Below are 24,630 nucleotides of genomic sequence, written 5' to 3'. Positions count from 1 at the left end.
TTCCGCCAAAAGTGCCCCTTCTTCGAATCTGTTGGATTCGAAGAAGGGGCACTTTCATGCTTGAAACTAGACGCCGAACGGCAGCCGCGCGTCGATGTCCTGGCCTTCCCAGCTCTCCCGTACCCAACCATGGTGGGGGTCGTCGCTGATCAACCATTCGCGAACGGGCCCAGGGCCCGCCATGACGTTCAGGTAGTACATGTCGTAGCCCGGTGCTGCCATGGCGGGGCCGTGCCAACCATAGGGGACCAGGACTACGTCGCCGGTCCTGACTTCGGCGGAAACGTCGATGGGACGCTCGTCCGAGGCGTAGACCCGTTGGTAGCCGATTGCGTCCGCGTCTGCCGGTGCACCTGAGCCGACGGCTACCTGTGTCTCGAAGTAATAGATCTCTTCAAGGTGGGTTTCGCCGTCCTTTTCCTCATCGTGCTTGTGTGGGGGATAGGAGGACCAGTTCCCGGCGGGAGTAATGACCTCGCACACGATAAAGCGGTCGGCCTCCAGTGCTGCCGGGGTGCCGAAGTTGTGTACCTGCCGCGAACAGTTACCGGCGCCCCGGAGTTCCACGGGCGTCTCGGCAGCAGTGACGAGGCGGGTCGGGTAGGCGGTGTGCGCAGGGGCGGTTGCGATGGCAACACGCCCGCCGTCTGCCGAGCTGATGCTGACGGACTTTCCGGTACCGGAGTACAGGATGTCGCTGGGTCCGTGGAACACGGAGGCCCGGCCCTCAAGGGCATGATCGACGCCGTCGACGGTCACGGTGAAGGCGCCGCTGAGGGGCACCACAATGCGTTCCTCACCAACAGCAGGAAGCTCGACGGCGGCGCCCGCCGGAATGGTGGCGACCTTGAGGCCCGTGTGTTCCCAGCCATCAATGGCAAGGGTGGAATCAGAAGTGCCGAGCGAGATGTCCCACACGCCGTCGGCGGCGGAACCCAAGGGGTAAACCCAATTCGTCATGGAAGGGGGGTCCTTTGTATTAGCTGTACTAGTTGTTTTGGCCTAATCAGCGCTGTACGAGTGTCATTTCAAAGCTGTAGGAATCGGCGCGGTAGACGTGGTGGCCGGTTTCCACATGCCGGCCGGTGTCGTCCACAGCCGTGCGTTCCATGGTGACCAAGGCGGAATTGACTTCGGTTTCAAGGAGTGGTGCCTGGTAGTCATTGGCGATCATGGCGCCGATACGTTGCGTGGCCAGACGGAAGTTGACGCCGCCACGGCGCAGGATTGAGTAGAGTCCCTCTGCCGCAAGCATGGCTTCGTCCATGGTGGCGATGTCATCCCGCACCCAGTTCTCCATCAGGGCCAGTGGTTTGCCCCCAACTTTACGAAGACGCGTGAAGTGGTAGACCTTGGAGCCAGCGGGCAGCTCAAGCGCAGCGAGGGTGGCGGCGTCGGCTTCCTCGTGGGAAAAGCTGAGCACTGTAGTTGTGGGCTTCTTGCCATTATTGGTGAGATCGTCAAAAAGGCTGGAAAGTTCCAAGGGTCGACGGACCTGGCTGGATACCACTTGGGTACCTACCCCGCGTTTGCGAACCAGGAGACCGGAGCGGACTAACTCGTCCATGGCCTTACGCATGGTTGGCCTGGACAGGTTGAGCTGGGCTGCGAGGTCGATTTCGTTCTCAAGGCGACTGCCGGGTTCCAATACTCCGCTGTGGATGGCGGCCTCGATACCCTGTACAACTTGGTGGTAGAGAGGCACAGGAGAAGAGCGGTCGATGTTAAGACCAAGTTTTGTAACCACTGGAATACCCCGGGTTTCAGGCGCAACCTCTTGCCTCCTGGCGGATGCTCAAGGTATGTAGCCATTTGTTCGCTTGATAGGACATACTTTCTCCCTCGATGGTAGCAGTCAACTTTCGATGGTCAAATGGTTTATGTCAGAGCACAAGACATCGGGAGGATGAGTGCCATGCCGAAAACCGGAAAAAACGATCACGCCCGCAAGGGTGAGTTGCCGTCCACCTTGCAGCGCTCGGACCAGAAGGCCCAGGACACTTTTGCCAAGACCTACGATTCGGCCATGGAGTCCTATGACAATGACCCGAGTCGGGCTGCCCGCACGGCTTTTGCGGCTCTAAAGCACAGTTACGAAAAGGTGGGCGACCACTGGGAGCCCAAAGAGGAACGCGGACCTTCCGATGCCCACGCCGAGGAGGGCGTGGATTCAGCCAAACCCACGGCCGGGGGTGTGGATGCCAATGCCTCCAAAGAGCACCTCTACCGGCGGGCGCGGGAATTGAATATCAAGGGCCGCTCGATAATGGACAAGAACGAGCTGGTGGAAGCGCTGCAGAAGGCCAACGACGCCGCAACGCGAAAGGCTCGGGAAGGCTAGCCCCCGGTCATCCCGCCTGGTCTTGGGTTGGTCCGACATACGCCAAATATGCAGGAACCGGTTCACACCGGCATAGTTAACGTCTTGGGGTTGCACTTTATGGGTACAGTCACCGCATGAAGGCAGGACAGAAACGAACAGGGGCTTAACTTGGCAGGGAATGCGACCTTCCGGCACAGCAACACCGCGCTGCTCTCGGTGAGCAGCGTCGAGGCTCCGAGGATAGTGAGCTCCACGGATTTCGACCGGAGATTGGCTTCGACCCTGCAGCGGCTGAAGTTTCCACCACGATTGCTCGAGCGCGTTGCCGGCATCACGCACCGCCGCTGGTGGGCGGCAGGGACATCGTTCGATGACGCTGCGGTGGAGGCGGGCGCAAAAGCCCTGGCTGAAGCCGGCGTCGAAGCCTCGGAAATCGGCTTGCTGATCAACACCTCGGTTACCAGGCGCAACCTTGAGCCGTCCGTGGCGGTCAAAATCCACCACGAACTCGGCCTGCCGTCGTCGGCCATGAACTTTGACTTGGCCAACGCCTGCCTCGGATTCGTGAACGGCTTGATCCTGGCGGCAAACATGATCGACTCGGGCCAGATCCGGTATGCGGTCATCGTCAACGGAGAGGACGCGCAGGGCACCCAAGAGGCTACGCTGGCGCGACTCCAGAGGCCTGAGACCACGCGCGAAGACTTCAACCGGGAGTTTGCCACGTTGACCCTTGGGTCCGGGGCCGCCGCGGCCGTCCTGGGTCCGGTGGACGAGCACCCGGGAGCGCACCGGCTTGTGGGCGGCGTGATGCGTGCCGGCACGGAACACCACGAATTGTGCGTTGGCGGTATCGATGGCATGTCCACCGACACCAAGGGCTTGCTCGACGGCGGCCTGCAGCTTGTGGTGGACGCTTGGCATGAAGCCCAGCCTGAATGGGACTGGGCCAGCATGGACCGCTACGTCACTCACCAGGTCAGTAACGCCTACACCCAGGCGATCATCAATGCCATCGACCTGGACCCGGACAAGGTTCCCATTACGTTCCCGCACTGGGGCAATGTGGGGCCAGCATCGCTCCCCATGACGCTCGCCGCCCAGGCGCAGTCATTGACCTCGGGTGACCGGGTCCTGTGCATGGGCGTGGGCTCGGGACTGAATGCCGGAATGGTGGAAATCGTTTGGTAGCCACCAACTGGCCCGGTGTGGACCCGGAATGGTCGCGGACAATCCGTGTAGTTTCCACGTCGGAGGTGGACGCGCCGGGCTCTGTTCGCCGCTGGCATGTGCTGGATAACGGTGCCCAGCTGGCACGCCGTGGCCTGACTCCGCTCGGGACTTTGCTGTGCGTGCATGGCAACCCCACTTGGTCTTATTTATGGCGGACGCTGTTGAGCGCGGGTGGAGACGCCGCCCATCCGTGGCGGGTCGTAGCTGTGGACCAGCTGGACATGGGCTATTCAGAGCGCACCGGAACATTCCGGCGCCTGGCTGACAGGATCAATGACCTGGGTGATCTCACAGATGCGCTGGGCCTGGAGGGGCCGGTTGTGACGGTGGGCCACGACTGGGGTGGCGTGATCAGCACAGGCTGGGCGCTGGAGCACCCTCAGCTCGTCAGGGGTGTGGTGCTGACTAATACTGCCGTCCATCAGCCCTCGGATTCGCCCATCCCGTCGGCACTGCGGCTCGCCTTGCACCCCGCCGTGCACCGGTGGGGCACCACGACGTCGGACGCCTTCCTGCGCGTGACGCACTCGCTGGCAACCCCGCCGCTGCCGGCCGACGTCGGAAGGGCTTTCATGGCCCCCTACCGCGGAGCCGGACGCCGGGCAGGGGTGGGGAATTTTGTTGCGGATATCCCCGCGGATGCGGACCATCCCAGCTTCCCTGCGCTGACCCGTGTAGCGGAAGGCCTGCGCGGGCTGAAGGCGCCGGTCCTGATGCTCTGGGGCCCCCAGGATCCGATATTTTCCGATCGGTACCTCAAAGATCTCATCGGCCGGCTTCCGCATGCTGACGTCCATCGCTTCGAAGGGGCAGGACACCTCTTGCCGGAGGACCGGGACATTGCCACGCCTGTTTTTGACTGGCTTGCTGTACATGGTGCCGTCATCATTGGCGACGATTCCCACGTGGCCGTTGCTACCGTCGGCGGAGAGCCGGTCAAGGATGTGTCCGGAGAGAAGGATCCAGCATTCCGTCCACTGTGGGACTCGCTGCGCGAGCTGGCTGGTGGTCCAGGAAAGCACGACATCGCTGTGGCCGAAATGTCGCCCGACGGCAGCGTGAGTCGGGCGCTCAGTTGGCAACAGCTGGACCGGAACATCCTCGATTTGGCCGATGGCCTGCGGGAAGTCGGTGTAGGGAGCGGTAGCCGTGTGAGCCTGATGGTCCCGCCCGGCACTGAGCTCACCGTGGCACTCTACGCCTGCCTGAAATTGGGTGCGGTAGTAGTGGTGGCCGACGCCGGACTGGGAACCAAAGGCATGAGCCGCGCCGTGAAGGGTGCCACGGCCGACTTCCTCATTGGCATCGACAAGGCACTTGCGGCAGCCTCGGTGCTCGGCTGGCCGGGGCGGCGCATCAGCGTGCAGGACCTCCCCGCCACCCGCCGTCTATTCCTGGGGGTTGAGACCTCGCTCGCGGCCTTGGGGCGGCGTGGAGCAACAGGCGGCGCCGGGCGCGGCGGCGAGGTGCCAAGGACGAGTGTGGACCCGGCTGCCCCCGCCGCTGTCCTGTTCACCTCCGGCTCCACTGGCCCCGCTAAGGGCGTGCTGTACACCCACGGGCAGCTGGCCGCGATGCGGGATACGGTTGCCGCGACTTTCGGGATCCGTTCCGGTGCCCGCCTTGTAGCGGGCTTCGCCCCCTTTGCTTTACTGGGCCCGGCGCTCGGAGCGGTTTCGGTGACCCCGGCCATGGACGTTACTGCGCCCCGCACCTTGACGGCCCGGGCACTGGCGGACGCTGTCGCTGCCATCGACGCTACCGTGGTCTTCGCCTCGCCCGCAGCGTTGCGTAATGTCACTACTACCCGGGATGGCCTGAGCCGGACAGGGCGCATTGCTCTTCAAAACATTGAGCTGCTCCTGTCCGCAGGCGCGCCCGTCCCTGAGCGGCTCCTGGCACAGGTGCAGCAGTTGATGCCCCAAGCGTCCCTGCATACTCCCTACGGGATGACGGAGGCGCTTCCGGTCACGGACATCAGCCTGGAAGAAATTCAAGCGGCGGAAGCCGACGCGGCTGCCGGGACCGTGATCGGAGCCGGGAACGGGGTTTGCGTGGGGAAGCCGGTACACGGAGCCGATCTGGCTGTTGTTCCGTTGGCGGCGGATGGAACCGCAACCGGATCGAACCTTGTGACAGAGGCGGGGGTCACCGGCGAAATCCTGGTCAGCGCGCCGCACGTCAAGGAGGCCTATGACAGGCTCTGGCTGACCCAACGGGAGAGTGCCGGCGTTACCGGATGGCACCGCACGGGCGACGTGGGACACTTCGACGCCGCTGGCCGACTTTGGGTGGAGGGACGCCTTGCCCATGTTGTGACGGCACCTGGGACTGTGGTGACGCCAGTCGGGGCAGAACAATCCATCGAACGCCTGGACGGCGTACGGGTGGCTGCCATCGCCGGGGTTGGACCGTCGGGAACCCAGGCGGTGGTTGCAGTGGTGGAGACCGCGCCTCCCGTTCCCAAAGCCGGCCCCGCCGGGCCGCAACTCGCGGGGCGTGTCCGACGCGCGGCCTCCGAAGCCGGGGTCGATGTCAGTGCCGTGCTGGTGGTCCCCGCGCAGCCCACCGACATCCGGCACAACGCCAAGATCGACAGGACCCGCCTGGCCCGCTGGGCTTCACGGGTGCTGGCTGGCGGACGTCCGGGGAAGCCATGAGGGTTCTGGTCACCGGTGCCAGCGGGCTCCTGGGAGGGGAGGTTGCACGGCAACTGCTTCGCCAAGGCCATGCCGTCGCAACCTTTCAGCGCCGCCCGTCGGGCGTGGACGGCGCGAAGGACTTCTGCGGTTCCATTGACGACGTTGCGGCTCTCCGCAACGCAGTCGCCGGGGCGGAAGGAATCATCCACCTCGCCGCCAAAGTGTCCATCACAGGGCGCGCGACCGAGTTTGAGGCAGTGAATGTGGAGGGAACCCGCCGGTTGCTCCATGAGGCCCGGACGGCGGGGGTGCGGGACGTCGTGTATGTTTCGTCACCGTCGGTGGCCCACTCCGGCGCGGCCATCGTGGGATTGGGGGCGGAGCAGGCTGACCCACATCATGCGCGGGGCGACTATGCCCGCACCAAGGCCGCGGCAGAATTGCTGGCCCTCGCGGCGGATCGACCGGAATTCCGGGTGGCAGCAGTGCGGCCCCACATTGTGTGGGGCCCCGGCGACACCCAGTTGGTGGAACGCGTCCTGGCTCGCGCCAGTCACAGTCGTCTGCCATTGCTCGACGCCGGCGCTGCCCTGATCGATACGACTTACGTGGACAACGCCGCGTCCGCCATCGTTGCTGCGCTGCACCGGATGGAGCACGTCCACGGCAAGGCCGTGGTGGTGAGCAACGGTGAGCCCCGGCCCATCGGCGAGCTGCTGGCCGGCATCTGCTCAGCGGGTGGCGTGGCCCCGCCGTCGTGGTCTGTGCCGGGCGGTGCGGCACGGGCAGTCGGAGCAGTAGTGGAAAAACTCTGGACCTGGGCGGGGCGCAAAGAGGAACCGCCGATGACCAGGTTCCTCGCCGAACAGCTCTCCACCGCGCATTGGTTCGACCAGCGAGTGACCCGTGACCTCCTCGACTGGGCACCTGCTGTCTCGATCGATGAAGGACTGGCCAGGCTGGCCGAGTACTACGGTTCGAGTATCCGGCCATAGGGAAACAGGCCGGGATCGGAAGAGCGGTTCTGCCTTTTCACCGGATCAGTGTTGCCAAACCCTAACCGCAGGATCAAAGTGAGATAAATCAGATCACTTACATGGTCCGGGGGGCCGTGTACGGGCCGGGGGTGGACCATGAGCACCACGTCAGACAACGCCTTGGAAGCAACGCCTGCAGGTGAGGAACCAGAGCTAAAACGCGTGCTGGGACCCAAACTTCTCCTGCTCTTCATTGTCGGCGACATTCTTGGGGCCGGGGTCTATGCGGTTACCGGGACCATGGCAGGGACCGTTGGTGGCATCGTCTGGTTGCCCTTCCTGCTCGCCTTTGTCGTCGCCACCCTCACCGCGTTTTCCTACCTTGAGTTAGTGACGCAATACCCTCAGGCAGCAGGCGCCGCGCTTTATACGCATAAGGCCTTCGGGATCCATTTCGTCACGTTCCTCGTGGCGTTCGCTGTTGTTTGCTCCGGCATCACCAGCGCGTCGACATCCGCCAATGTCCTTGCCCAGAACTTTTTTGGCGGCTTGGAGGTCAACGGCTGGATGGATGTACCGGACCGTGGCGTGATCACCGCCGTCGCATTGGGCTTCATGCTCCTGCTTGCGGTGATCAACCTGCGCGGCGTGGGGGAAAGCGTTAAGTTCAACGTCATACTCACCGCCGTTGAGGTGCTTGCACTGTGCGTGGTGATCGGGGTTGGCTTCTTCGTGATGGCCCAGGGAACCGGCAATGTCCAGGAGATCTTCGTTTTTACCGACTATCAGGACAAGGGGCTGTTCCTGGCGGTCACTGCAGCTACGTCCATTGCATTCTTTGCCATGGTGGGCTTCGAGGACTCCGTGAACATGGTTGAGGAAACCAGGAATCCCGAGAGGATTTTCCCCCGCACCATGTTGACTGGCCTCGGCATCGCAGTGATCCTCTACATGCTGGTGGCTGTGTCCGTGGTGAGTGTGCTGACCCCGGCAGAGCTGGGGGAGATCAGGGAAGCTGAAGGTGCGGCGCTCCTGGAAGTGGTGCACAAGGGATCACCGGATTTCCCCATCGACAAGATCTTTCCCTTCCTCGCCGTGTTCGCAGTGGCCAACACGGCGCTGATCAACATGTTGATGGCCAGCCGGCTGATTTATGGCATGGCACGCCAGCACGTTTTGCCCCGCTCCTTGGGACGAGTATTGCCGGGTCGTCGTTCGCCGTGGGCTGGCATCGCGTTCTCTACCGTCCTTGCCATGGGGCTGATTTGGTACGTCAGCATCGACCCCTCAAGCAACATCGTGGCCAATCTTTCCGGGACCACGGCGTTCCTGCTGCTGTGCGTGTTCACGCTGGTAAACGTCGCCTGCGTCGTCCTTCGCCGAAAGCGGGACCCGCACCGGAAGGTGTTCTTCACTTCCCCGGGACAACTGCCGTTGGTAGCAGCCGTACTGTGTGCCTTCCTCGCTGGTCCATGGGTGGGCAGGAACCCCGTCCAGTACCAAGTGGCTGGCGGCCTCATGGCCATCGGCGTGGTGCTGTGGTTCATCACCTGGCTGATCACCAGGAAGACCAACACCAGAGGGGGAGAACCAGCCCGAGCACAGGCGGATACGGAAAGCCGAGGACGACAGCAGCCACCGGAGGAATAACCCGAAATCAGGTCAGGTGGTCGAAGTCTCCCCGCGTCCATGCTGCGTGCCGTTGGGCCGAGTCGTGCAGTACGCCTTTCGCTCCGGAATCGATGACGTTGTTGAAGTTGCCGTAGATTCGGTCGAACGTCAGCATTTCCAGTTGAGCTGCAATACGTAATGCCACTCCGCCGGAGAGAGGTAAGCGATTGGGATAACTGCGCATGAAGGCGACCGTGCGACGATCGGGATTGGGAAACACGGTGTCGCCGGTCAGCAGTACCCCTTTGCCGCCGGCTCCTGCTGCCCAGTGCGCCACCGCACTGCCTGGGAAATGCCCACCCGTCTGATGCAGGACCAATCCATCGGCGATTGTTGTGCTTCCAGACCAGTAGGTAACGCTTGGGTCGCTGCGACCGAGCCATTCGCGGTCGGCCTCCGCGATCAGGACCGGGACGTTGCCAAGACGGCGCGACCATTCCACCTGAACGCCGAACATGTGCGGGTGGCTGGCGGCGATAGCTGCAACGGGGCCGTGTTCGAGGACCGCTGCCACAGCGTTGTCATCGACGTAACCCACGGGATCCCACAGCAGCGAGCCCTTGGGCGTCACCACGAGCTGGGCAGTCTGCCCGATACCGGTTTTGGGCTCGGTGCTGACTGCTATGAGGCCGGGTTCATTTTGCTCCAGCACGATCTTCCGCCCGGCACCAGCCAGTTCGTCCAGAGTGAGCCACTGCTGTCCGTCCTCGGGCACGTATTGCCGTTCGTCGGCGCAGATGGGACAAACGTCCGGCGTAGGCTCGTCGCGTTCCACGGCGCAGGTTGCGCAGATCAGCATCAGGAATCCTTTCCTCGGCACTTTGTATCCGGCCGCCCCGCCGGGTATCGCCAGATGATCATCATGCTTACTATTGTGGGGCAGTCGAAGTCGGAGAGGGACACCACACTAGGAGCGGACATGGCACTGAGCAAGGGAACACACGTGGAGTGGAACACCCCGCAGGGCAAGACGCACGGAAAGATCGTGGAAAAGAAAACCAGTGACTTTGTACTGGATGGCAACAAACATGTGGCCAGCGAGGACGAGCCGCAGTACGTAGTGGAGTCAGGGAAGACCGGTGCCAGGGCAGCGCACAAGGGCTCCGCATTGACTGAAAAGAGCTAGTGGCATGGCACCGCAACACGAAGTAGTCATCATCGGCGGCGGTAATGCAGGTGTGTCACTGGCTGCCCGCTTGAAGCGATATGGCGTCAAGGACATCGCCCTCATCGAGCCCAAGGAGCATCATCTGTACCAGCCCTTGTTCTCGCATATCGCCGGTGGCCGGGCCCAGGTCAAAGAAGCAGTCCGAAGCCAGGAGTCCGTGACGCCCAAGGGCGTCACGTGGATCAAGGACAGGGCCGTCAACGTGGATGCTGATGCCAACTCAGTGACGCTGGCGTCCGGTTCCACAGCGAGCTACGGACACCTTGTTGTGTGCCCGGGGCTGCAGTACGACTGGGATGCCGTACCGGGGCTGTCTGAAGCGGTGGAATCGCCGTACGGTTCCTCTCATTACGAGTTCGAGCTTGCGCCGAAACTCTGGACCCTCTTGAGCACTATGAAGTCGGGCACCGTCATCTTCACCATGCCTTCGGGACCTGTGAAATGCGGCGGGGCCAGCCAGAAACCGATGTACTTGGCCTGTGACTACTGGAGGGAACAAGGCGTGCTGGAGAACATCCGGGTTGTCATGGTCCAGCCTTATCCCACAGTTTTCGGAATTCCCGAGGTAGACCGGGAGCTTGACCGCAAGATTGCCGAGTACGGAATCGAACTGAGGACAAACAGCGAATTGGTGGCGGTGAATACCGCCGGACGCACGGCCACTATCCGAAACAATGCGGACCACACGTCGGAGGACTTGCCATACGATGTCCTCAACGCCGTCCCTCCCCAGTCTGCACCGGATTGGCTCAAAACCACGGACTTGCCCGCAGTAGGGGACCAATACGGTTTTGTGGAGGTGGACACGCACACGCTGCGCCACCCCAGATACCCCAATGTCTGGTCACTGGGCGACGCTGCCGGAACCACCAATTCCAAAGCCGGCGGGGCGCTGCGCAAGCAGACCAAGGTTCTGGCAAAAAATCTGGTCTCGGCCCGCAAAGGCGAACCGCTCAGCCAAAAGTACAACGGTTACTCCGTATGTCCGTTCACCGTTTCGCGGAGCACCGTGGTATTCGCCGAGTTTGACCCCCAATACCGGCCCATGCCAACCATCCCAAAGGTTCCCACCTGGAAGGAAAGCAGGCTCTCCTGGTGGGTGGACCGCGATATGTTCCCGCAGGTTTACTGGCACCTGATCCTCAAAGGCCGCGCGTAGGACGCCAAGAGACCGGTCCGGCCTGTTGGCCGGACCGGTCTCTGTTAGTGAATCTGGTGTTGTGAACCTAGGCGGGCTGGATGTTCTCCGCCTGTGGACCTTTGGGACCCTGCGTTATGTCGAATTGGACCTTCTGGTTCTCCTCCAGCGAGCGGTATCCGCTCGACGTAATCGCTGAGTAGTGAGCAAACACGTCGGGGCCTCCATCGTCCGGGGCGATGAATCCGAAACCCTTTTCAGCGTTAAACCATTTAACTGTTCCTGTTGCCATGCCTTTATTTCCTTCACCCGGTCGCTGGTCGGTCCCGCTGGTCGGTTTGCCGTCCCTGCCACTCACGATACGAGCCTATGGGCCGGTTCCGCTTGGGGCAACACATTTGCGGAGACGCGTAGGCATCGGTGGGAAGAACGTCCGACGGCGGGAGGGCGCCGTCGTCTGCTTGTTGCCTTTGCCGGGGCTGCTTCAGGGCAGCCGGGTTGGGTCACGCTTTCGGTGGGAGCAGCGTACGGTCTGCCGTTTCTGTACGGCCTAGTGCGCGAAGTGCCAGCAGCGGAAACAGGAGTACTGAGAGCATCCCTGCGCCTACGAGTGCCGAGGAAATTCCACTGCTGATGAACCCATGCTCCCGGCCAATGGTTGTCACGGCAACGATGATTGGCAAAGCTGTGGCCCCGAACAGCATGAGGGCCCGTTTGTCCGCTCGGGTGGAGCCAGGAGGCGCGGCGAGCAATGACGGGAGGCCTCGGATGATCAGCAATAGGGCAAGGAACAGCGGGACCATGGCCAGGGTCACGGGACTGGAGGTCAAGGCGCCCAGATCGAAATCAATGCCGGTATCGATGAAGAAGATGGGCACCAGGAAGCCAAAGGCGACGGCGTCGATCTTCGTCTCAATGACCTTCCGGTCTACTTCAGGAGCGCGCGCGATGGTGACTTTCCAGAGGACCCCGGCGGCGAAGGCACCGAGCAGCATATCGAGTCCCAGGACCATGCTGAGCACTACCAGCCCGCTAAGAATCAACAGGATGGAACGCATGGCGAATTGGCTGCTGGTATGCAGTGTGGCTGTGACTTGGGCATGGAACAACGTGTGCCGCGCCTGGGAAGCAAGATAGATTGCCACACCAGTCAGGAGAACGAAGCCGAGCAGGACACCCGATGCCACGCCCAGTTGTTTGCCACTGAAGAACAGCGAGATAGCAATCAACGGTCCAAACTCGCCGGCTGCACCCAAGGCGGTTACGGCCACACCGATCGGCGACTTGGAAGCGCCGGCGTCCCGGAGGATAGGCAGCAAAGCGCCTAAAGCCGTGGAGCACAAGGCAACTCCGATAATCACGGCGGCCTCCGGTGAGGGGACCAGAACGAAACCGGCCCCAATGCCTGCGGCCAGGGAAATGACCCAGCCTGCGGAAGCGCGGTAAATGGGACGGCCGCGGATTGCCGTGAAATCGATCTCGTTGCCCGCTACGAAAAACAACATGGCCAGTCCGAAGTCAGCCAGAGTATCTGTGAAAGCGGTGGATTGCACCCATCCCAGGAGGCTGGGACCGAACAGGATGCCAAGAACAATTTCAAAGACAACGATCGGCACTTTGACCCAACGGTCAAGGAGTCGGGTGGCAATCGGTGCTACCACAGCCAGGACGGCGATGAGGACCAGTGACGTGGACAAGCCTTGCATCGGCAGTGCCTCCGGTACCTCGGCCGCTTCAAGGAAAAGTACTCCAAAGCTACCGCCAGCTCTCCCCGTGCGCCAGAAGTCCTTCGCCGAAAGTCCTTGCCCTGAACCACCGGATCCGGGTTCCGCAGGGAACGGTGAAGCAGCATACTGATTCGAGGAAGGCGCCACAGCACCGCGGCATCCGGCCGGGGCCAGAAGAAGGAGGGCACCGTGGGAATCCTCACCGCTAACCTGTTCGTTACGCTTGACGGCGTCTACCAGGCACCCGGCGGCCCTGAAGAGGACAGGGGCGGTGGCTTCGAATTCGGAGGCTGGCAGGCAGCATATTTTGACGACGAGACAAGCGAAGCCATCGGGGCGGGGATTGACCGCATGGACGCCTTGTTGCTTGGACGAAAAACCTACGACATCTTTGCGGGGTTCTGGCCGCATCAGAAAGACCACATCGGTGAGACGTTCAACGCCTTGCCAAAGTTTGTCGTCTCACAAACACTGACCCGCCCGGAATGGGAAGGCACCACTGCACTTGCGGAAGTCTCGGAGCTGTCTGAAGTGAAGGAGCGGTTCCTGGATGTCCACATGTTCGGCAGCGGACACCTTATTCGCTCGCTCCTGGAGGCCGACCTTCTCGACCGACTCAACCTTTTCCTTTACCCGCTCACCTTTGGCTCGGGAAAGCGGTTGTTTGCCGACGGCTCGGGAGTCCCGGCGGCATTCCGTTTTGCGCAACCACCGCGGGCGTTCCCGAAAGGAGCGGTACTGCTCTCCTACGAGCGTGCCGGTGCGCCGATTACGGGCATCACCATCGGTCAGGACTAGCCGCGCGTCTTCAGGTTTTGGGCAGCGTCAGGAAGCTGGCCGGCCGGGCCATTCCTTGCCCGCCCACGGGTCATAATCTGCGATGAGTTTCTCTTGGGGCGGGCGCCTGTCTTCAGGGATGTGCTGAAGGTTTACCCGCACCCGATACCAAAGGGAACTCGATCCCCGCATCCCGTCGACGAGGACGTCGGCAGGGTGCAGCAGTGAAACAACATCAGCGTAGCGGGCCTTCCACTCATCGAGTGCTGCCTCGGCCTCGGGCCTGGTCTTGGTGCGGGCCACCTCGATCAGCGGCATCGTTGACATCCGGCGACCCGAGCCGTCGCCGCTCCTGGGCGCCTTCTCGGCCGGGCCCAGCTCGGCAGCCAGCGAAAGAAGCCCATCCAGCGAGCCGGCCGCGTCGTCGATTCCCGCGTGGGGGTCGCCAAGATCCAAGAAACGCTCGGGTACTGAGTGGACTGTGAACTGTTCCGGGCGGGCGGAGCGCACCTCATTCCACGTGAGCGGGGTAGAGACGCGGGCGTCGGGACGGGAACGGACAGAGTAAGCCGAAGCTACGGTGCGGTCCTTGGCGTTCTGGTTGAAGTCAACGAATACGCTCTCCCCACGCTCCTCCTTCCACCATTTGGCGGTTGCCAGCCCGGGAGCACGGTTTTCCACTTCACGGGCAAGGGTCTCGGCGGCGAGCCGCACATCGCGATAAGACCACTGCGGTGCTATTCGGACCAGGATATGGAGCCCCCGGGAGCCGCTTGTCTTTGGCCACCCCACCAACCCGACATCATCCAGGACGTCCTGTGCAACGTAGGCGGTGTCCACAATCCGGGACCAGTCGACGCCGGGCATAGGGTCCAAATCCACCCGCAGTTCGTCCGGGTGGTCAAGATCCTCCGCACGCACAGGGTGCGGGTTGAGGTCCAAGCATCCGAGATTCACCACCCACGCCAAGCCTGCGGCATCGCGGATGACCGTCTCCTCGGCGGAGGTGCCGGACGAGTAGTGGAGAGTTGCTGTGTCAATGAAGCCAGGATGGTTTTCAGGGACGCGCTTCTGGAAGAACGGTTCTGCGTCGATGCCCTTGGGAAAGCGCTTGAGCACCATCGGACGGCCGCCGGCACCGCGTAGGGCCCCCTCTGCCACTGCGAGGTAGTAGTTCACCAGATCGAGCTTCGTCAGCCCGGGCTCGGGAAACACCACCTTGTCCGGATTGGAGATGCGGACCTCGCTGCCGGCAATGTCGAGGATCTCGGCCGGGGACTTCGACGGGTTCATGCGGCCACGCTAGCAACCAATAGCCCTCCCAGCCAGAGCCACGTTCAACGAAAAGGCATAAAAGGATTCCAACCTGGAGGCAAAATTCTGCAACTGGCTTTAAAAATATAAGTAGGTATGGTGTTGTCATAACGAAAATATAGAGGAGTGCAAAATGTCCGGTAAATCACCCAGCGGTGCCAAGTCGAAGAAGTCGGGGAAGACTATTCTGGAAAAGCGGGCCGAAAAGAGGGCAAAAGCTGAGGGCAGCGAAAACCTCTTTTCCAAACCAAGGAAGAACCAGCGGTAGGGCGGCCACCAGCAGCAGAAAAGGAAATCACAGCAATGCGGAAATTAGTCGCTGCGCTCATCATTCCTGCGCGCCTCAATGAGCAAATTCGAGTGGAACGCATTGAGGCCGCCATGGCAATACAACAGTCACTCGCGGAGGGAAATGTTGAAGCAATATCCGGCCGTGGCTGGCACGTTCTCCTGAACGACCAGGCAATTCACATTCCTTTGCCTCTGAACCCGCGTGCCGAGGTCCTGATTCGGGAAGCGGGCACTCCAATGGACGACACCGTTAGTGGCACTGCCGTTTTCCTCGGTCACGGCAGCAGCGGGACCGCCGCAGACGTGCCGGGTCATCTGTTGAGTCTGGCGGAGCGCCTGTTCGAGACCCGGCTGGCAGCTTAAGCAGGGGGCCTTCACAGGTGGGGACGGGACGGGCCGACTATATTGGCTCTGTCAGCCCAACACCACCATTGAGGGAGCCTGCACACTATGGCCAAGGAACTTGCCACCCAACTCATCGAACAACTCCAGGCTGCCGGCGTGCAGCGGATCTACGGAATCGTTGGCGACAGCCTTAATCCGCTTGTGGACGCCGTCCGGCAAACTGGAGGCTCCAAGAAGGGCGGCATCGACTGGATCCATGTGCGCCATGAGGAGGCGGCCGCATTTGCTGCCGCTGCAGAGGCTCAGTTGACGGGAAAATTGGCGGTCTGCGCGGGCTCATGCGGACCCGGAAATCTGCACCTGATCAATGGGCTGTACGACGCCAACCGCACCGGAGCCCCGGTGCTTGCCATCGCTTCGCACATCCCCAGCAAGCAGATTGGCAGCGGATTCTTCCAGGAAACTCATCCGGACCGGCTCTTCAACGAGTGCTCCGTGTATTCGGAGATGATTAGTACGGCCGAGCAAGCACCGCGGGTCATGCACAGCGCCATCCAGAACGCTGTAGGCCTCGGGGGAGTCGCAGTTGTCACCCTTCCCGGCGACATCGCCGGGCTTGAAGCTACGGCACCGACCCCTATGCCGGCCGCCTTCCGTCCGGCGGCCCTGGTGCCTGATCCAGCCAGCGTCAGGGAACTCGCTGACGCCATTAACGACGCAGGTAAGGTGGCTATTTTCGCCGGGGCCGGCGTCGAAGGCTCGCATGATGAACTGATCGCCCTGGCGGAACTGGTCAACGCGCCAATAGGCCACTCCCTGCGGGGCAAGGACTTCGTCCAATACGACAACCCTTTTGACATCGGAATGACCGGGCTGCTCGGTTATGGAGCTGCGGCCGAGGGTATTGAAGACGCGGATCTGCTGATCCTGCTCGGCACTGACTTTCCCTACGACCAGTTCCTGCCGGACACCCGCACGGCCCAGGTTGACAGGGCCGCACAGCGGCTGGGGCGACGGACCGACGTCGATATCGCAGTCCATGGCGACGTACGCCCCACCTTGACGGCTTTGCTGCCTTTGGTGACGCCGAAGAAGAGCCGACGTTTCCTTGACCAGATGCTTAAGAAGCATGACCGCCTGATGAACAAAGCCGTGGGCGCCTACACGCGCAAAGTAGAGAAAAAGCAGCCCATCCACCCCGAATACGCGGCCTCGCTCCTGGACCAGGTTGCAGCGGAAGACGCCATCTTCACGGCCGACACCGGCATGTGCAACGTCTGGACTGCGCGTTACATCAACCCGCTGGGCACCCGTCGGCTGATCGGCTCCTTCCTCCACGGATCCATGGCGAACGCCCTTCCGCACGCCATTGGCGCGCAAGTGGCCTATCCCGGGCGACAGGTGGTTTCCGTGTCGGGCGACGGCGGCCTATCCATGTTGATGGGCGAACTCATCACAGTTGCCGCACACAAGCTACCCGTGAATGTGGTGGTGTTCAACAACTCCACGTTGGGCATGGTCAAGCTTGAAATGTTGGTAGACGGGCTGCCCGACTTCGGAGTGGACGTTCCGGATGCCAATTACGCAGAGGTGGCCAAAGCCCTGGGTTTCCATGCCGTGCGCGTCACGGATCCGGCGGACATCGAGGCAGCGTACCGGGCGGCTTTTGCGCACCCCGGCCCGTCCTTGGTGGAGCTCATCACCGACCCCAATGCCCTGTCCATCCCGCCGAAAATTTCGGGGTCGCAGGTTATTGGATTCGCTACAGCCATGTCCAAGGTGGTTCTTAACCGCGGTGCCGGGGAGGCTGTCAGCATGGCGCGAAGCAACCTGCGGAACATTCCTCGGCGGTAGTTAGCTCCGCCGGGTAACAGCAGCGAGGTAGGGCGCTGTCCGGCTTGTTCGGGAACGCGCGACGACGGCTGGCGGGCCTGCGACCATGATCTCGCCGCCGGCGTCGCCACCGCCGGGACCCAAATCGATCACCCAGTCGGCGCCTGCTACGACGTCCATCTCATGTTCCACCACGATGACCGTGTTTCCGGCGTCCACCAGCTTGTGCAACTGGGCCATCAGGAGTTGGACATCGGCCGGGTGTAATCCAGTAGTGGGCTCATCCAGCAGATAAAGAGTGTGGCCACGCTGGATGCGCTGCAGCTCGGTGGCGAGTTTGATGCGCTGGGCCTCGCCGCCGGAAAGCTCGGTGGCCGGCTGGCCCAGGCGGAGGTATCCCAAGCCCACCTCGCGAAGGGTTTGGAGACTGCGGGCAACGCCGGGAAGATCAGCCAGGAATTCGGAAGCCGCGTTCACTGTCATGCCCAGGACGTCGGCAATATTGTGTCCACGGTAGGTGACTTCCAGGGTTTCGGGATTGAACCGCGACCCGTGGCATTCGGGGCAGGGCCCGTAACTCCCGGGGAGGAACAGTAGTTCCACTGCCACGAACCCTTCTCCGAGGCAGGTCTCGCAACGGCCACCAGCCACATTGAAGGAGAACCGGCCGGCCCCGAAGCCACGGGCACGGGCTTCCTCAGTGGCTGCGAACTCCTTCCGGACGCCGTCGAAGAGCCCGGTGTAGGTGGCCAGGTTGGAGCGAGGGGTCCGCCCGATGGGCTTCTGGTCCACCTTGACGAGCCGGTCGAGCTGGTGGAGCCCGGATACCAGGCCCACAGTGTTCGCCTCGTGCGCAGCATCTCCTTCGGGGTGCAGCTCGGCCCCGACAACCTCGGCGAGAACGTGGCTGACCAGGGAGGACTTGCCCGAGCCGGACACGCCAGTCACTGCCGTGAGCACGCCTAACGGGAACTCAGCCTCCAAGTCCCGAAGGTTATGGCGGTTGATGTTCTGAAGCTTGAGCCACTCCTTCGGCTGGCGGGGCTCTTTTGGCGGACTGGTCCTTTTTGGTGGATTCGGGTTGTGGCTATCAGGGAACAGGAACGGCCGTGTGATGGAATCCTGCACGTCAGCAAGTCCAGCCACGGGACCGCTGTAAAGGACCTGCCCTCCGCCATCACCGGCGCGGGGTCCGACATCGACAAGCCAATCGGCTGCCTTAACGAAGTCCATGTTGTGCTCCACCACGAACACAGAGTTGCCTGAGCTCTTGAGCTGGTCCAGCACAGCGAGGAGCGGCTCGGCATCGGCCGGGTGCAGTCCTGCAGATGGTTCATCAAGCACGTATATGACGCCGAAAAGCCCGGAACGCAGCTGGGTGGCGATCCTGAGGCGTTGCATCTCGCCGGGAGAGAGCGTTGGTGTTGGACGACCCAGCGCGAGGTAACCCAGGCCCAGATCCAAAAGTACCGTGACCCGGTTTAGTAGGTCGCGGGTTATGGCGACGGCTACCTCGTTGGTTTCACCGGAGGTCCCGGTCCGTGAGGCTGTGCCGGCGGCCGTCAATTCCGTGGTGGGGCGGATGATGTTGGCCAGGTCGGTCATCGGCAGCGCATTGAGCTCAGCGATGGTCCTGCCGGCGAAGGTGACAGCCATTGCTTCCGGCCGGAGCCCGCTGCCGCCACACTGCGGGCAGCGCCCGCTTTCCATGAAGCGCAGCACCCTGTCACGCATCGTGGTGCTTTTCGAGTCTGCAAGGGTGTGGAGCACATAGCTTTTGGCGCTCCAGAACCGGCCCTTGTAGGGCTTGGCGACGCGGTCCCGTTGCGGCGTTACTTCCACTACGGGCTGTTCTTCGGTGAAGAGGATCCAGTCGCGGTCCTTCCTGGGGAGCTTCCTCCATGGCGTGTCGACGTCGTAACCAAGATGCGTGAGGATGTCGCGGAGATTCTTGCCTTGCCAAGCCCCGGGCCACGCGGCGATGGCACCCTCACGGATGCTGAGGGACGGGTCAGGAACCAAGGACTCTTCCGTGACCGTGTGGGCGACTCCCATTCCGTGGCACTCGGGGCAAGCACCGGCGGAAGTGTTGGGGGAGAAGGCGTCGGAGTCCAATGGCCGCGCCCCTTCCGGATAGCTCCCGGCTCGTGAGAAGAGCATTCGCAGGGAATTGGACAGCGTAGTCAGAGTGCCAACGCTGGAACGGGCGGTGGCCGTTCCCCGGCGCTGTTGGAGGGCGACGGCGGGTGGCAGCCCTGTGATCGCTTCCACCTTGGGATTGTGGCCCTGTTGGATGAGGCGCCGCGCGTACGGGGCCACGGACTCGAAGTAGCGGCGCTGGGCTTCGGCAAAGATCGTGCCGAACGCCAGGGACGATTTCCCGGATCCTGAAACTCCTGTGAAGGCGACAATTGCATCACGGGGCACGTCCACGTCCACGTTACGGAGGTTGTTCTCGCGGGCTCCTCGGACCCTGACGAACCCATCCTCAGTGTCGGCAGACTGTGCTGACCCTTGGGTGGAAGCTTGGTGCCGGGCAATTGTCAGTTTGCTGTCCATTGGAACGACTCTATCCGGCGCCAGTAACCAACGCGATTCGCTGTGGCCATGTGGGGAACTTGCCAGGCGGTCCCATAACCTTTTGTCCGGGGGCGTTCGCGCTGCCTTGAAAGTTTCATTGTGAATCTTTCGCTTGATTGTCTCGTTGGGGGAAGACTCGTGATCAGAAAAATAGTGTCCGCCTGGTTCCTCGCGGCAACTCTGGCGGCGTCGTCGCTGGTGTTCGCGGTTCCAGCAGAGGCTGGCCCGCAGGTGTACAACCCCTGTCAGCGGCTCAGTGCCGGGCAGGTGAAGTTCCCGTCATACGCGGCCAATCGTGTCACGTTCGCCACTGCGACAGATCGCTCACAGTCGGCTGTTGTCATCACGGGTTGTGTACGGGCGGGGAGCGGGTACGCACAGGAGTGGCAAACCACCGGGTTCGCCGGTTCCAAGGGGTTCTCGGCGCAGAATCTGGCGTGGGAAGACACTTGGAAGTCTCCCACCGGAAGCTTCAGTTTCACGGAGGCCTTGGGCCGGTCCAATCCGGGGACAGCTTTGAAGTACTACACAGTGAATCCCAGTTCCCGCTGGGGAGGTGAACACGGACCCACCTATAACCAGTATTTTGAGGGGCCAGGCGGCGAATCGGACGAGAACCTTTGGACATACATGAATCAAGGGTTCTATGAGCAGGCCGCGGTGATCAACTGGAACCGATACCCGGACATGCCTACTGTCCAAGGGGCGTCCTATGCCATCTTCTTCCACGCCGGCAACGTCCCGAGCGCTGGCTGCATTTCAACTCACTTGGGGACCGTAACCCAACTCCTGAGGACCAACCGGCCCGGTGACCGCATCATCATGGGCGCCGTGGACGACGTCTTTACTCCCTACAGCAGCTCACCGTTCGGGGCAATCACCAACAAGTACGCCGCAATCGGTGGGCCCGCTTACGCCGGTGATCCCATCAGCAACGAGATGTATGGCCTCAAAAATGGTGGAGCCGGCCAAGCTTTCCAATATGGCTCCATCTATCACTCGCCGCTGTCCGGCACCTACTTCAGCACAGGAGTGATGCGCGGCAAGTGGGGTTCAACAGGCTATGAAAACGGATTCCTCGGTTACCCGGCGTCCGATGAGATACGGATGACCCGGGGAGCCTTGGGCCAGGCATATCAGAACGGATCCATCTACTGGGGCGGCAGCACAGGGGTGCACGTCAGTATGGGTGCCATCCGTGCTGCGTGGGGTGCCGCCGGGTACGAAAGAGGCTACCTCGGCTACCCAACCACGGATGAGATATCCGGCATGGCCAAAGGCGGCATCGGTCAAGCATACGAAGGTGGCTCAATCTACTTCACGCCGGCAACCGGAGCGCACGTCAGTACTGGCTTGATCCGCCGCAAATGGGCCTCCCTCGGCTACGAGGCGGGGATTTTGGGGTACCCGGTCACGGACGAAATCCGAGGCATGGTGAACGGTGGCGTCGGACAGGCGTACGAAAACGGAACCATCTACTACTCGCCTGCCAGCGGCGCACACCTCAGCATGGGTGCGATTCGCAACCTCTGGGCCCAGCACGGGTTCGAGAAGGGCAAGCTGGGTTACCCGATCTCCGATGAGTACGTTGCAGCCGGCACCGTCATGCAGGACTACCAGGGAGGTAGCATCAGCTGGTTCGGTTTCAGCGGCAAGGTCAGCTTCAGATCCAGTTAACCCATGTCGCCCTGGAGAAGTCGACGCGTCGCCTGATCAAGAAAACCTGAACCGGCGGCAGTAAGCCATGGCGCAATCCGGTCCCCAAGAGGACAATGCCGATCATGGCTGGACAAATAGTCAAAGAACAAGGCGTCAATGAGCAGGACGCCAACGAAGAAATAGTCAAGCGGCTGATCGAGTGCATCAACGTTCGCCACATCGAAGTCATGGATGAGCTCTTCCACGACGACGCCGTGATGCATTGGCCCCAATCCGGGGAAGTGGTACGCGGCGCCGGGAATCGCAGGGGAATCTATAACGCTTTTCCGCAGCTGCCCACCATCACACCCCGGCGCCTGCTCAGCGGTGGGAACCTGGTGGTGGCTGAGGCGCTGCTGGACTACGGCGGACCCGCCTATGAAACAGTCTTCATCTTCGAATTTCGCGATGGAAGGATAGCCAAGGAGACTGCCTACTGGAGTGAGGCATTCCAGGCCCCGGAGTGGCGTTCGCAGTGGGTCGAAATCAGTAGTACTTAGTCACGTTCGCCCGAAGGAACGCCCGGGGCTACTCGGCGGCAGGTCGACGTCGTTGTTGTTTGGTGGCAGACCTGAGTTCTTTGGCTACTCGGTGGCGCCTGGCGGAACCGCGGGTGGGTTTTGAGGCACGGCGGACGGACTCGGGGACGAGGCCTGCTTTTATCAGATCAGCGAGCTTGGCCATGGCGATCTCGCGATTACGCAGCTGGGATCGTTCCTCGGATGCGGTCACAGTGATGGTACCGCCGACGAGTTTTCGCCCCAGGCGTTTGAGCAGCAACGACCGCTGCTCATCTGTCAGGGTGGCAGAACCGGTAACGTGCCACATCAGTTCGGCCCGAGTGTCCGTGGTGTTGACGTGTTGACCGCCCGGTCCGGAGGAGCGGGAGAATCGCCAATGGAGTTCCGCGGCGGGGATCGTCAGCGAAGGGGAGATTTCCAGGTCCATGGAACAAGCCTTGCACGTCGCTGACTCCAACCCAGGCAGGCATGCGCTGACTTTCTCTGACACGTTTTCGAAAATTAGGTAAGCCTAAGCTAATCTTTCATTTTGTGATTGAACTGACTGAACTCTCGGGGCTGGAGGCCACTGACCTGGTCCTCCGTTATGGGGACAAGGACGTGGTCCATGGAGCAGGGCTCCGCTTGGAGCCGGGGCGCATAGTTGCCCTGGTAGGCCCGAACGGCAGTGGCAAGTCCACCCTGCTTCGTGCGCTGGCCCGGTTGCACGAGGCTTCCTCCGGCACCGTAACGGTCAAACCTGCCGACGGCGAAGTGTCAGATGCGTTGATGATGAAGCGCAGTGATTTCGCCCGGCACGTGACGTTGCTTTCGCAAAGCCGGCCGGTGCCGCACGGCCTCAGCGTCCGTGACGTCGTCGAGTTCGGGCGCCATCCCTACCGCGGACGGTGGCGCGCTGGCGATCCTGAGGGGCCGGCCGCCGTCGACCGCGCCATGGAGCTGACCGGTGTGGCGGAGCTTGCCAGCCGGGGCGTCCATGAACTTTCGGGCGGGCAACTGCAACGGGTGTGGCTGGCAAGCTGCCTTGCGCAGGACACCTCGGTGCTGCTGCTCGATGAACCAACCAACCACTTGGACCTCCGCTACAAAGTGGAGATCTTCGATCTCGTCTACGACCTCGCCCGCATCCACGGGGTGGCAATTGGCGTGGTTCTGCACGACCTCGACGAAGCAGCCGCACTTGCCGATCACGTGGTGGTTCTGTCGGAAGGGCGGATCGCGGCCGCCGGACCGGCGCACGAGGCACTCGATGCGGAACTCCTCAGTGACGTCTACTCAATTCCCATTGTTACTCACACTGATCCGCTCACCGGCAGGCTGCGCACCCGCGCTGTAGGCCGGCACAGCGACAGCTGAACACCCCCTCATAAACGTAAGCCCCCCAAACACGAAAGGGACCACTGTGTCCATGAAGATCCATAAAGCCCTGGCCGCCACCGCTGCCTTGGCGGTCCTGCTCACCGGTTGCGGAACCACTGAAGGACCCGCGAGCTCCGCTTCGAACAGCGCCGGTGCAGGAGAAGCCATCACCCTGACCGACGCCCGCGGCACCGAGGTCAAGCTCGATAGCCCCGCCAAGCGCGTGGTCGGCACCGAATGGAACGTGGTGGAGAACTTGACTACCCTCGGCGTCATGCCGGTAGGCGTTGCGGACGTCAAGGGTTACAGCGCATGGGTGACGGCCGGCAAGCTGGACAGTACTCCCACCGACATCGGAACACGCAACGAGCCCAGCTTTGACACCATCGCCTCCCTTGATCCTGACTTGATCGTTGCCACCACCGACCTCACCGAGCCTGTGATCAAGCAGCTCGAAGAGCTGGCTCCCGTTGTTGTGGTGAAGTCCGCCGATGGCAGCCGCCAGATCGCGCAGGCCGAGGACAATTTGAAGCTTGTCGCCAAGGCAACCGGCACTGAGAAGAAAGCTGATCAGGCCATCGCAGCGTTCGACGCCGCCATTACCAAGGGCAAGGCCGATCTTGAAAAAGCCGGCCTGGGCGGGTCCCGCGTAGCGTTCGCAGACGGCTGGGTTGCTGATGGCAAGGTTTCCGTCCGCCCGTTCACCAAGGGATCCCTGCTGGCTGATATCAACACCGAGCTGGGTCTCGTGAACCCGTGGACGGTTGAAGGCGACCCAGCCTACGGGCTGGGCTCCACAGACGTCGAGGGCTTGACCGCCGTCAACGCCGACTATTTCGTCTACATCACTAACAGCGCGGATGGCGACTTCACCGAGCAGTTGACCGACAACGCAGTCTGGAAGTCGCTTCCGTTCGTGTCAGCCGGCAAGGTGCACCGCCTCTCTGACGGCATCTGGATGTTCGGTGGCCCAGCGTCGATGACCCAGTACGTCGACGCAATCGTCGCGTCCCTCACCAAGTAGTCCCACCCG

The 24,630-nt window shown here is 62.0% G+C and carries 22 protein-coding genes; 14 read left to right on the top strand and 8 right to left on the bottom strand.

Annotation, left to right across the window (positions count from 1 at the left end; all coding sequences use genetic code 11):
* Nucleotides 1–66: 66 nt before the first annotated feature.
* Both iolB and ACZ881_RS11150 read right to left on the bottom strand, forming a co-directional pair.
* Nucleotides 67–960 (bottom strand): 5-deoxy-glucuronate isomerase, encoded by an 894-nt coding sequence (gene iolB, locus ACZ881_RS11155; protein ID WP_476115242.1) that lies wholly within the window; start codon nucleotides 958–960, stop codon nucleotides 67–69.
* Nucleotides 961–1,006: 46 nt separating this feature from the next.
* Complete coding sequence (locus ACZ881_RS11150) at nucleotides 1,007–1,747, bottom strand: GntR family transcriptional regulator (RefSeq protein WP_017199821.1); 741 nt, start codon at nucleotides 1,745–1,747, stop codon at nucleotides 1,007–1,009.
* A gap of 168 nt (nucleotides 1,748–1,915) precedes the next feature.
* Here ACZ881_RS11150 and ACZ881_RS11145 point away from each other — a divergent pair, with 168 nt between their 5' ends.
* The 5 genes from ACZ881_RS11145 (at nucleotide 1,916) to ACZ881_RS11125 (ending at nucleotide 8,825) form a co-directional block, all read left to right on the top strand.
* Nucleotides 1,916–2,341, top strand: a complete 426-nt coding sequence (locus tag ACZ881_RS11145) for a ChaB family protein (RefSeq protein WP_476115238.1) — start codon at nucleotides 1,916–1,918, stop codon at nucleotides 2,339–2,341.
* Between the two features lie 150 nt (nucleotides 2,342–2,491).
* A complete protein-coding gene (locus ACZ881_RS11140) occupies nucleotides 2,492–3,514 on the top strand; it encodes a 3-oxoacyl-ACP synthase III (RefSeq protein WP_091467199.1) in 1,023 nt (340 codons plus the stop codon).
* The gene (locus ACZ881_RS11135) at nucleotides 3,508–6,216 is read left to right on the top strand and encodes an alpha/beta fold hydrolase (protein WP_476115233.1); all 2,709 of its coding nucleotides are present in this window, start codon (nucleotides 3,508–3,510) and stop codon (nucleotides 6,214–6,216) included. Before ACZ881_RS11140 ends, ACZ881_RS11135 begins: the two co-directional genes overlap by 7 nt.
* A complete protein-coding gene (locus ACZ881_RS11130) occupies nucleotides 6,213–7,193 on the top strand; it encodes an NAD-dependent epimerase/dehydratase family protein (protein ID WP_476115231.1) in 981 nt (326 codons plus the stop codon). Before ACZ881_RS11135 ends, ACZ881_RS11130 begins: the two co-directional genes overlap by 4 nt.
* Nucleotides 7,194–7,331: 138 nt before the next feature.
* Nucleotides 7,332–8,825, top strand: coding sequence for an APC family permease (locus ACZ881_RS11125; protein WP_429329853.1), 1,494 nt, complete (start codon nucleotides 7,332–7,334; stop codon nucleotides 8,823–8,825).
* Between the two features lie 7 nt (nucleotides 8,826–8,832).
* Here ACZ881_RS11125 and ACZ881_RS11120 read toward each other — a convergent pair whose 3' ends face one another.
* Nucleotides 8,833–9,645, bottom strand: a complete 813-nt coding sequence (locus ACZ881_RS11120; protein WP_476115229.1) for an MBL fold metallo-hydrolase — start codon at nucleotides 9,643–9,645, stop codon at nucleotides 8,833–8,835.
* Between the two features lie 120 nt (nucleotides 9,646–9,765).
* Here ACZ881_RS11120 and ACZ881_RS11115 point away from each other — a divergent pair, with 120 nt between their 5' ends.
* Both ACZ881_RS11115 and ACZ881_RS11110 read left to right on the top strand, forming a co-directional pair.
* On the top strand, nucleotides 9,766–9,972 hold the full coding sequence (locus ACZ881_RS11115; protein ID WP_091467208.1) for a hypervirulence associated TUDOR domain-containing protein: 207 nt from the start codon (nucleotides 9,766–9,768) through the stop codon (nucleotides 9,970–9,972).
* Nucleotides 9,973–9,976: 4 nt separating this feature from the next.
* Nucleotides 9,977–11,173: an NAD(P)/FAD-dependent oxidoreductase gene (locus ACZ881_RS11110; RefSeq protein WP_476115225.1), complete on the top strand. Its 1,197-nt coding sequence runs from the start codon at nucleotides 9,977–9,979 to the stop codon at nucleotides 11,171–11,173.
* Between the two features lie 67 nt (nucleotides 11,174–11,240).
* On the opposite strand, the gene ACZ881_RS11105 is transcribed toward ACZ881_RS11110, so the two are convergent.
* Nucleotides 11,241–11,444, bottom strand: a complete 204-nt coding sequence (locus tag ACZ881_RS11105) for a cold-shock protein (RefSeq protein WP_014921815.1) — start codon at nucleotides 11,442–11,444, stop codon at nucleotides 11,241–11,243.
* Nucleotides 11,445–11,655: 211 nt separating this feature from the next.
* The gene (locus ACZ881_RS11100) at nucleotides 11,656–12,858 is read right to left on the bottom strand and encodes a cation:proton antiporter (protein ID WP_476115222.1); all 1,203 of its coding nucleotides are present in this window, start codon (nucleotides 12,856–12,858) and stop codon (nucleotides 11,656–11,658) included.
* 210 nt (nucleotides 12,859–13,068) lie between these two features.
* On the opposite strand from ACZ881_RS11100, the gene ACZ881_RS11095 reads away from it, so the two are divergent.
* Complete coding sequence (locus ACZ881_RS11095) at nucleotides 13,069–13,677, top strand: dihydrofolate reductase family protein (RefSeq protein WP_476115219.1); 609 nt, start codon at nucleotides 13,069–13,071, stop codon at nucleotides 13,675–13,677.
* Nucleotides 13,678–13,704: 27 nt separating this feature from the next.
* Here the strand turns inward: ACZ881_RS11095 and ligD are convergent, their stop codons facing one another.
* Nucleotides 13,705–14,949, bottom strand: coding sequence for a non-homologous end-joining DNA ligase (ligD, locus tag ACZ881_RS11090; RefSeq protein WP_476115216.1), 1,245 nt, complete (start codon nucleotides 14,947–14,949; stop codon nucleotides 13,705–13,707).
* 324 nt (nucleotides 14,950–15,273) lie between these two features.
* Here ligD and ACZ881_RS11085 point away from each other — a divergent pair, with 324 nt between their 5' ends.
* Nucleotides 15,274–15,624: a DUF3846 domain-containing protein gene (locus ACZ881_RS11085; RefSeq protein ID WP_476115213.1), complete on the top strand. Its 351-nt coding sequence runs from the start codon at nucleotides 15,274–15,276 to the stop codon at nucleotides 15,622–15,624.
* 87 nt (nucleotides 15,625–15,711) lie between these two features.
* A complete protein-coding gene (locus tag ACZ881_RS11080; protein ID WP_476115210.1) occupies nucleotides 15,712–17,460 on the top strand; it encodes a pyruvate dehydrogenase in 1,749 nt (582 codons plus the stop codon).
* On the opposite strand, the gene uvrA is transcribed toward ACZ881_RS11080, so the two are convergent.
* Nucleotides 17,461–19,998 carry an excinuclease ABC subunit UvrA gene (gene uvrA, locus ACZ881_RS11075; protein WP_476115207.1) on the bottom strand — a complete coding sequence of 846 codons (2,538 nt, stop codon included), beginning with the start codon at nucleotides 19,996–19,998 and terminating at the stop codon, nucleotides 17,461–17,463.
* A 159-nt stretch (nucleotides 19,999–20,157) separates the two neighbouring features.
* Here uvrA and ACZ881_RS11070 point away from each other — a divergent pair, with 159 nt between their 5' ends.
* Together ACZ881_RS11070 and ACZ881_RS11065 are read left to right on the top strand one after the other, a co-directional pair.
* On the top strand, nucleotides 20,158–21,696 hold the full coding sequence (locus ACZ881_RS11070; RefSeq protein WP_476115204.1) for a hypothetical protein: 1,539 nt from the start codon (nucleotides 20,158–20,160) through the stop codon (nucleotides 21,694–21,696).
* A 104-nt stretch (nucleotides 21,697–21,800) separates the two neighbouring features.
* The gene (locus ACZ881_RS11065) at nucleotides 21,801–22,217 is read left to right on the top strand and encodes a nuclear transport factor 2 family protein (RefSeq protein ID WP_476115201.1); all 417 of its coding nucleotides are present in this window, start codon (nucleotides 21,801–21,803) and stop codon (nucleotides 22,215–22,217) included.
* Nucleotides 22,218–22,245: 28 nt separating this feature from the next.
* Here ACZ881_RS11065 and arfB read toward each other — a convergent pair whose 3' ends face one another.
* Nucleotides 22,246–22,665 (bottom strand): alternative ribosome rescue aminoacyl-tRNA hydrolase ArfB, encoded by a 420-nt coding sequence (gene arfB, locus ACZ881_RS11060; RefSeq protein ID WP_476115196.1) that lies wholly within the window; start codon nucleotides 22,663–22,665, stop codon nucleotides 22,246–22,248.
* 104 nt (nucleotides 22,666–22,769) lie between these two features.
* On the opposite strand from arfB, the gene ACZ881_RS11055 reads away from it, so the two are divergent.
* Both ACZ881_RS11055 and ACZ881_RS11050 read left to right on the top strand, forming a co-directional pair.
* On the top strand, nucleotides 22,770–23,594 hold the full coding sequence (locus tag ACZ881_RS11055) for an ABC transporter ATP-binding protein (protein ID WP_179018385.1): 825 nt from the start codon (nucleotides 22,770–22,772) through the stop codon (nucleotides 23,592–23,594).
* Between the two features lie 46 nt (nucleotides 23,595–23,640).
* The gene (locus ACZ881_RS11050) at nucleotides 23,641–24,621 is read left to right on the top strand and encodes an ABC transporter substrate-binding protein (RefSeq protein WP_476115190.1); all 981 of its coding nucleotides are present in this window, start codon (nucleotides 23,641–23,643) and stop codon (nucleotides 24,619–24,621) included.
* Nucleotides 24,622–24,630 lie beyond the last annotated feature (9 nt).

The sequence above is a fragment of the Paenarthrobacter sp. TE3676 genome, assembly GCF_056279165.1.
Note: the sequence above shows the minus strand (reverse complement) of the source record. Positions and strands in the feature narration are given on the sequence as shown.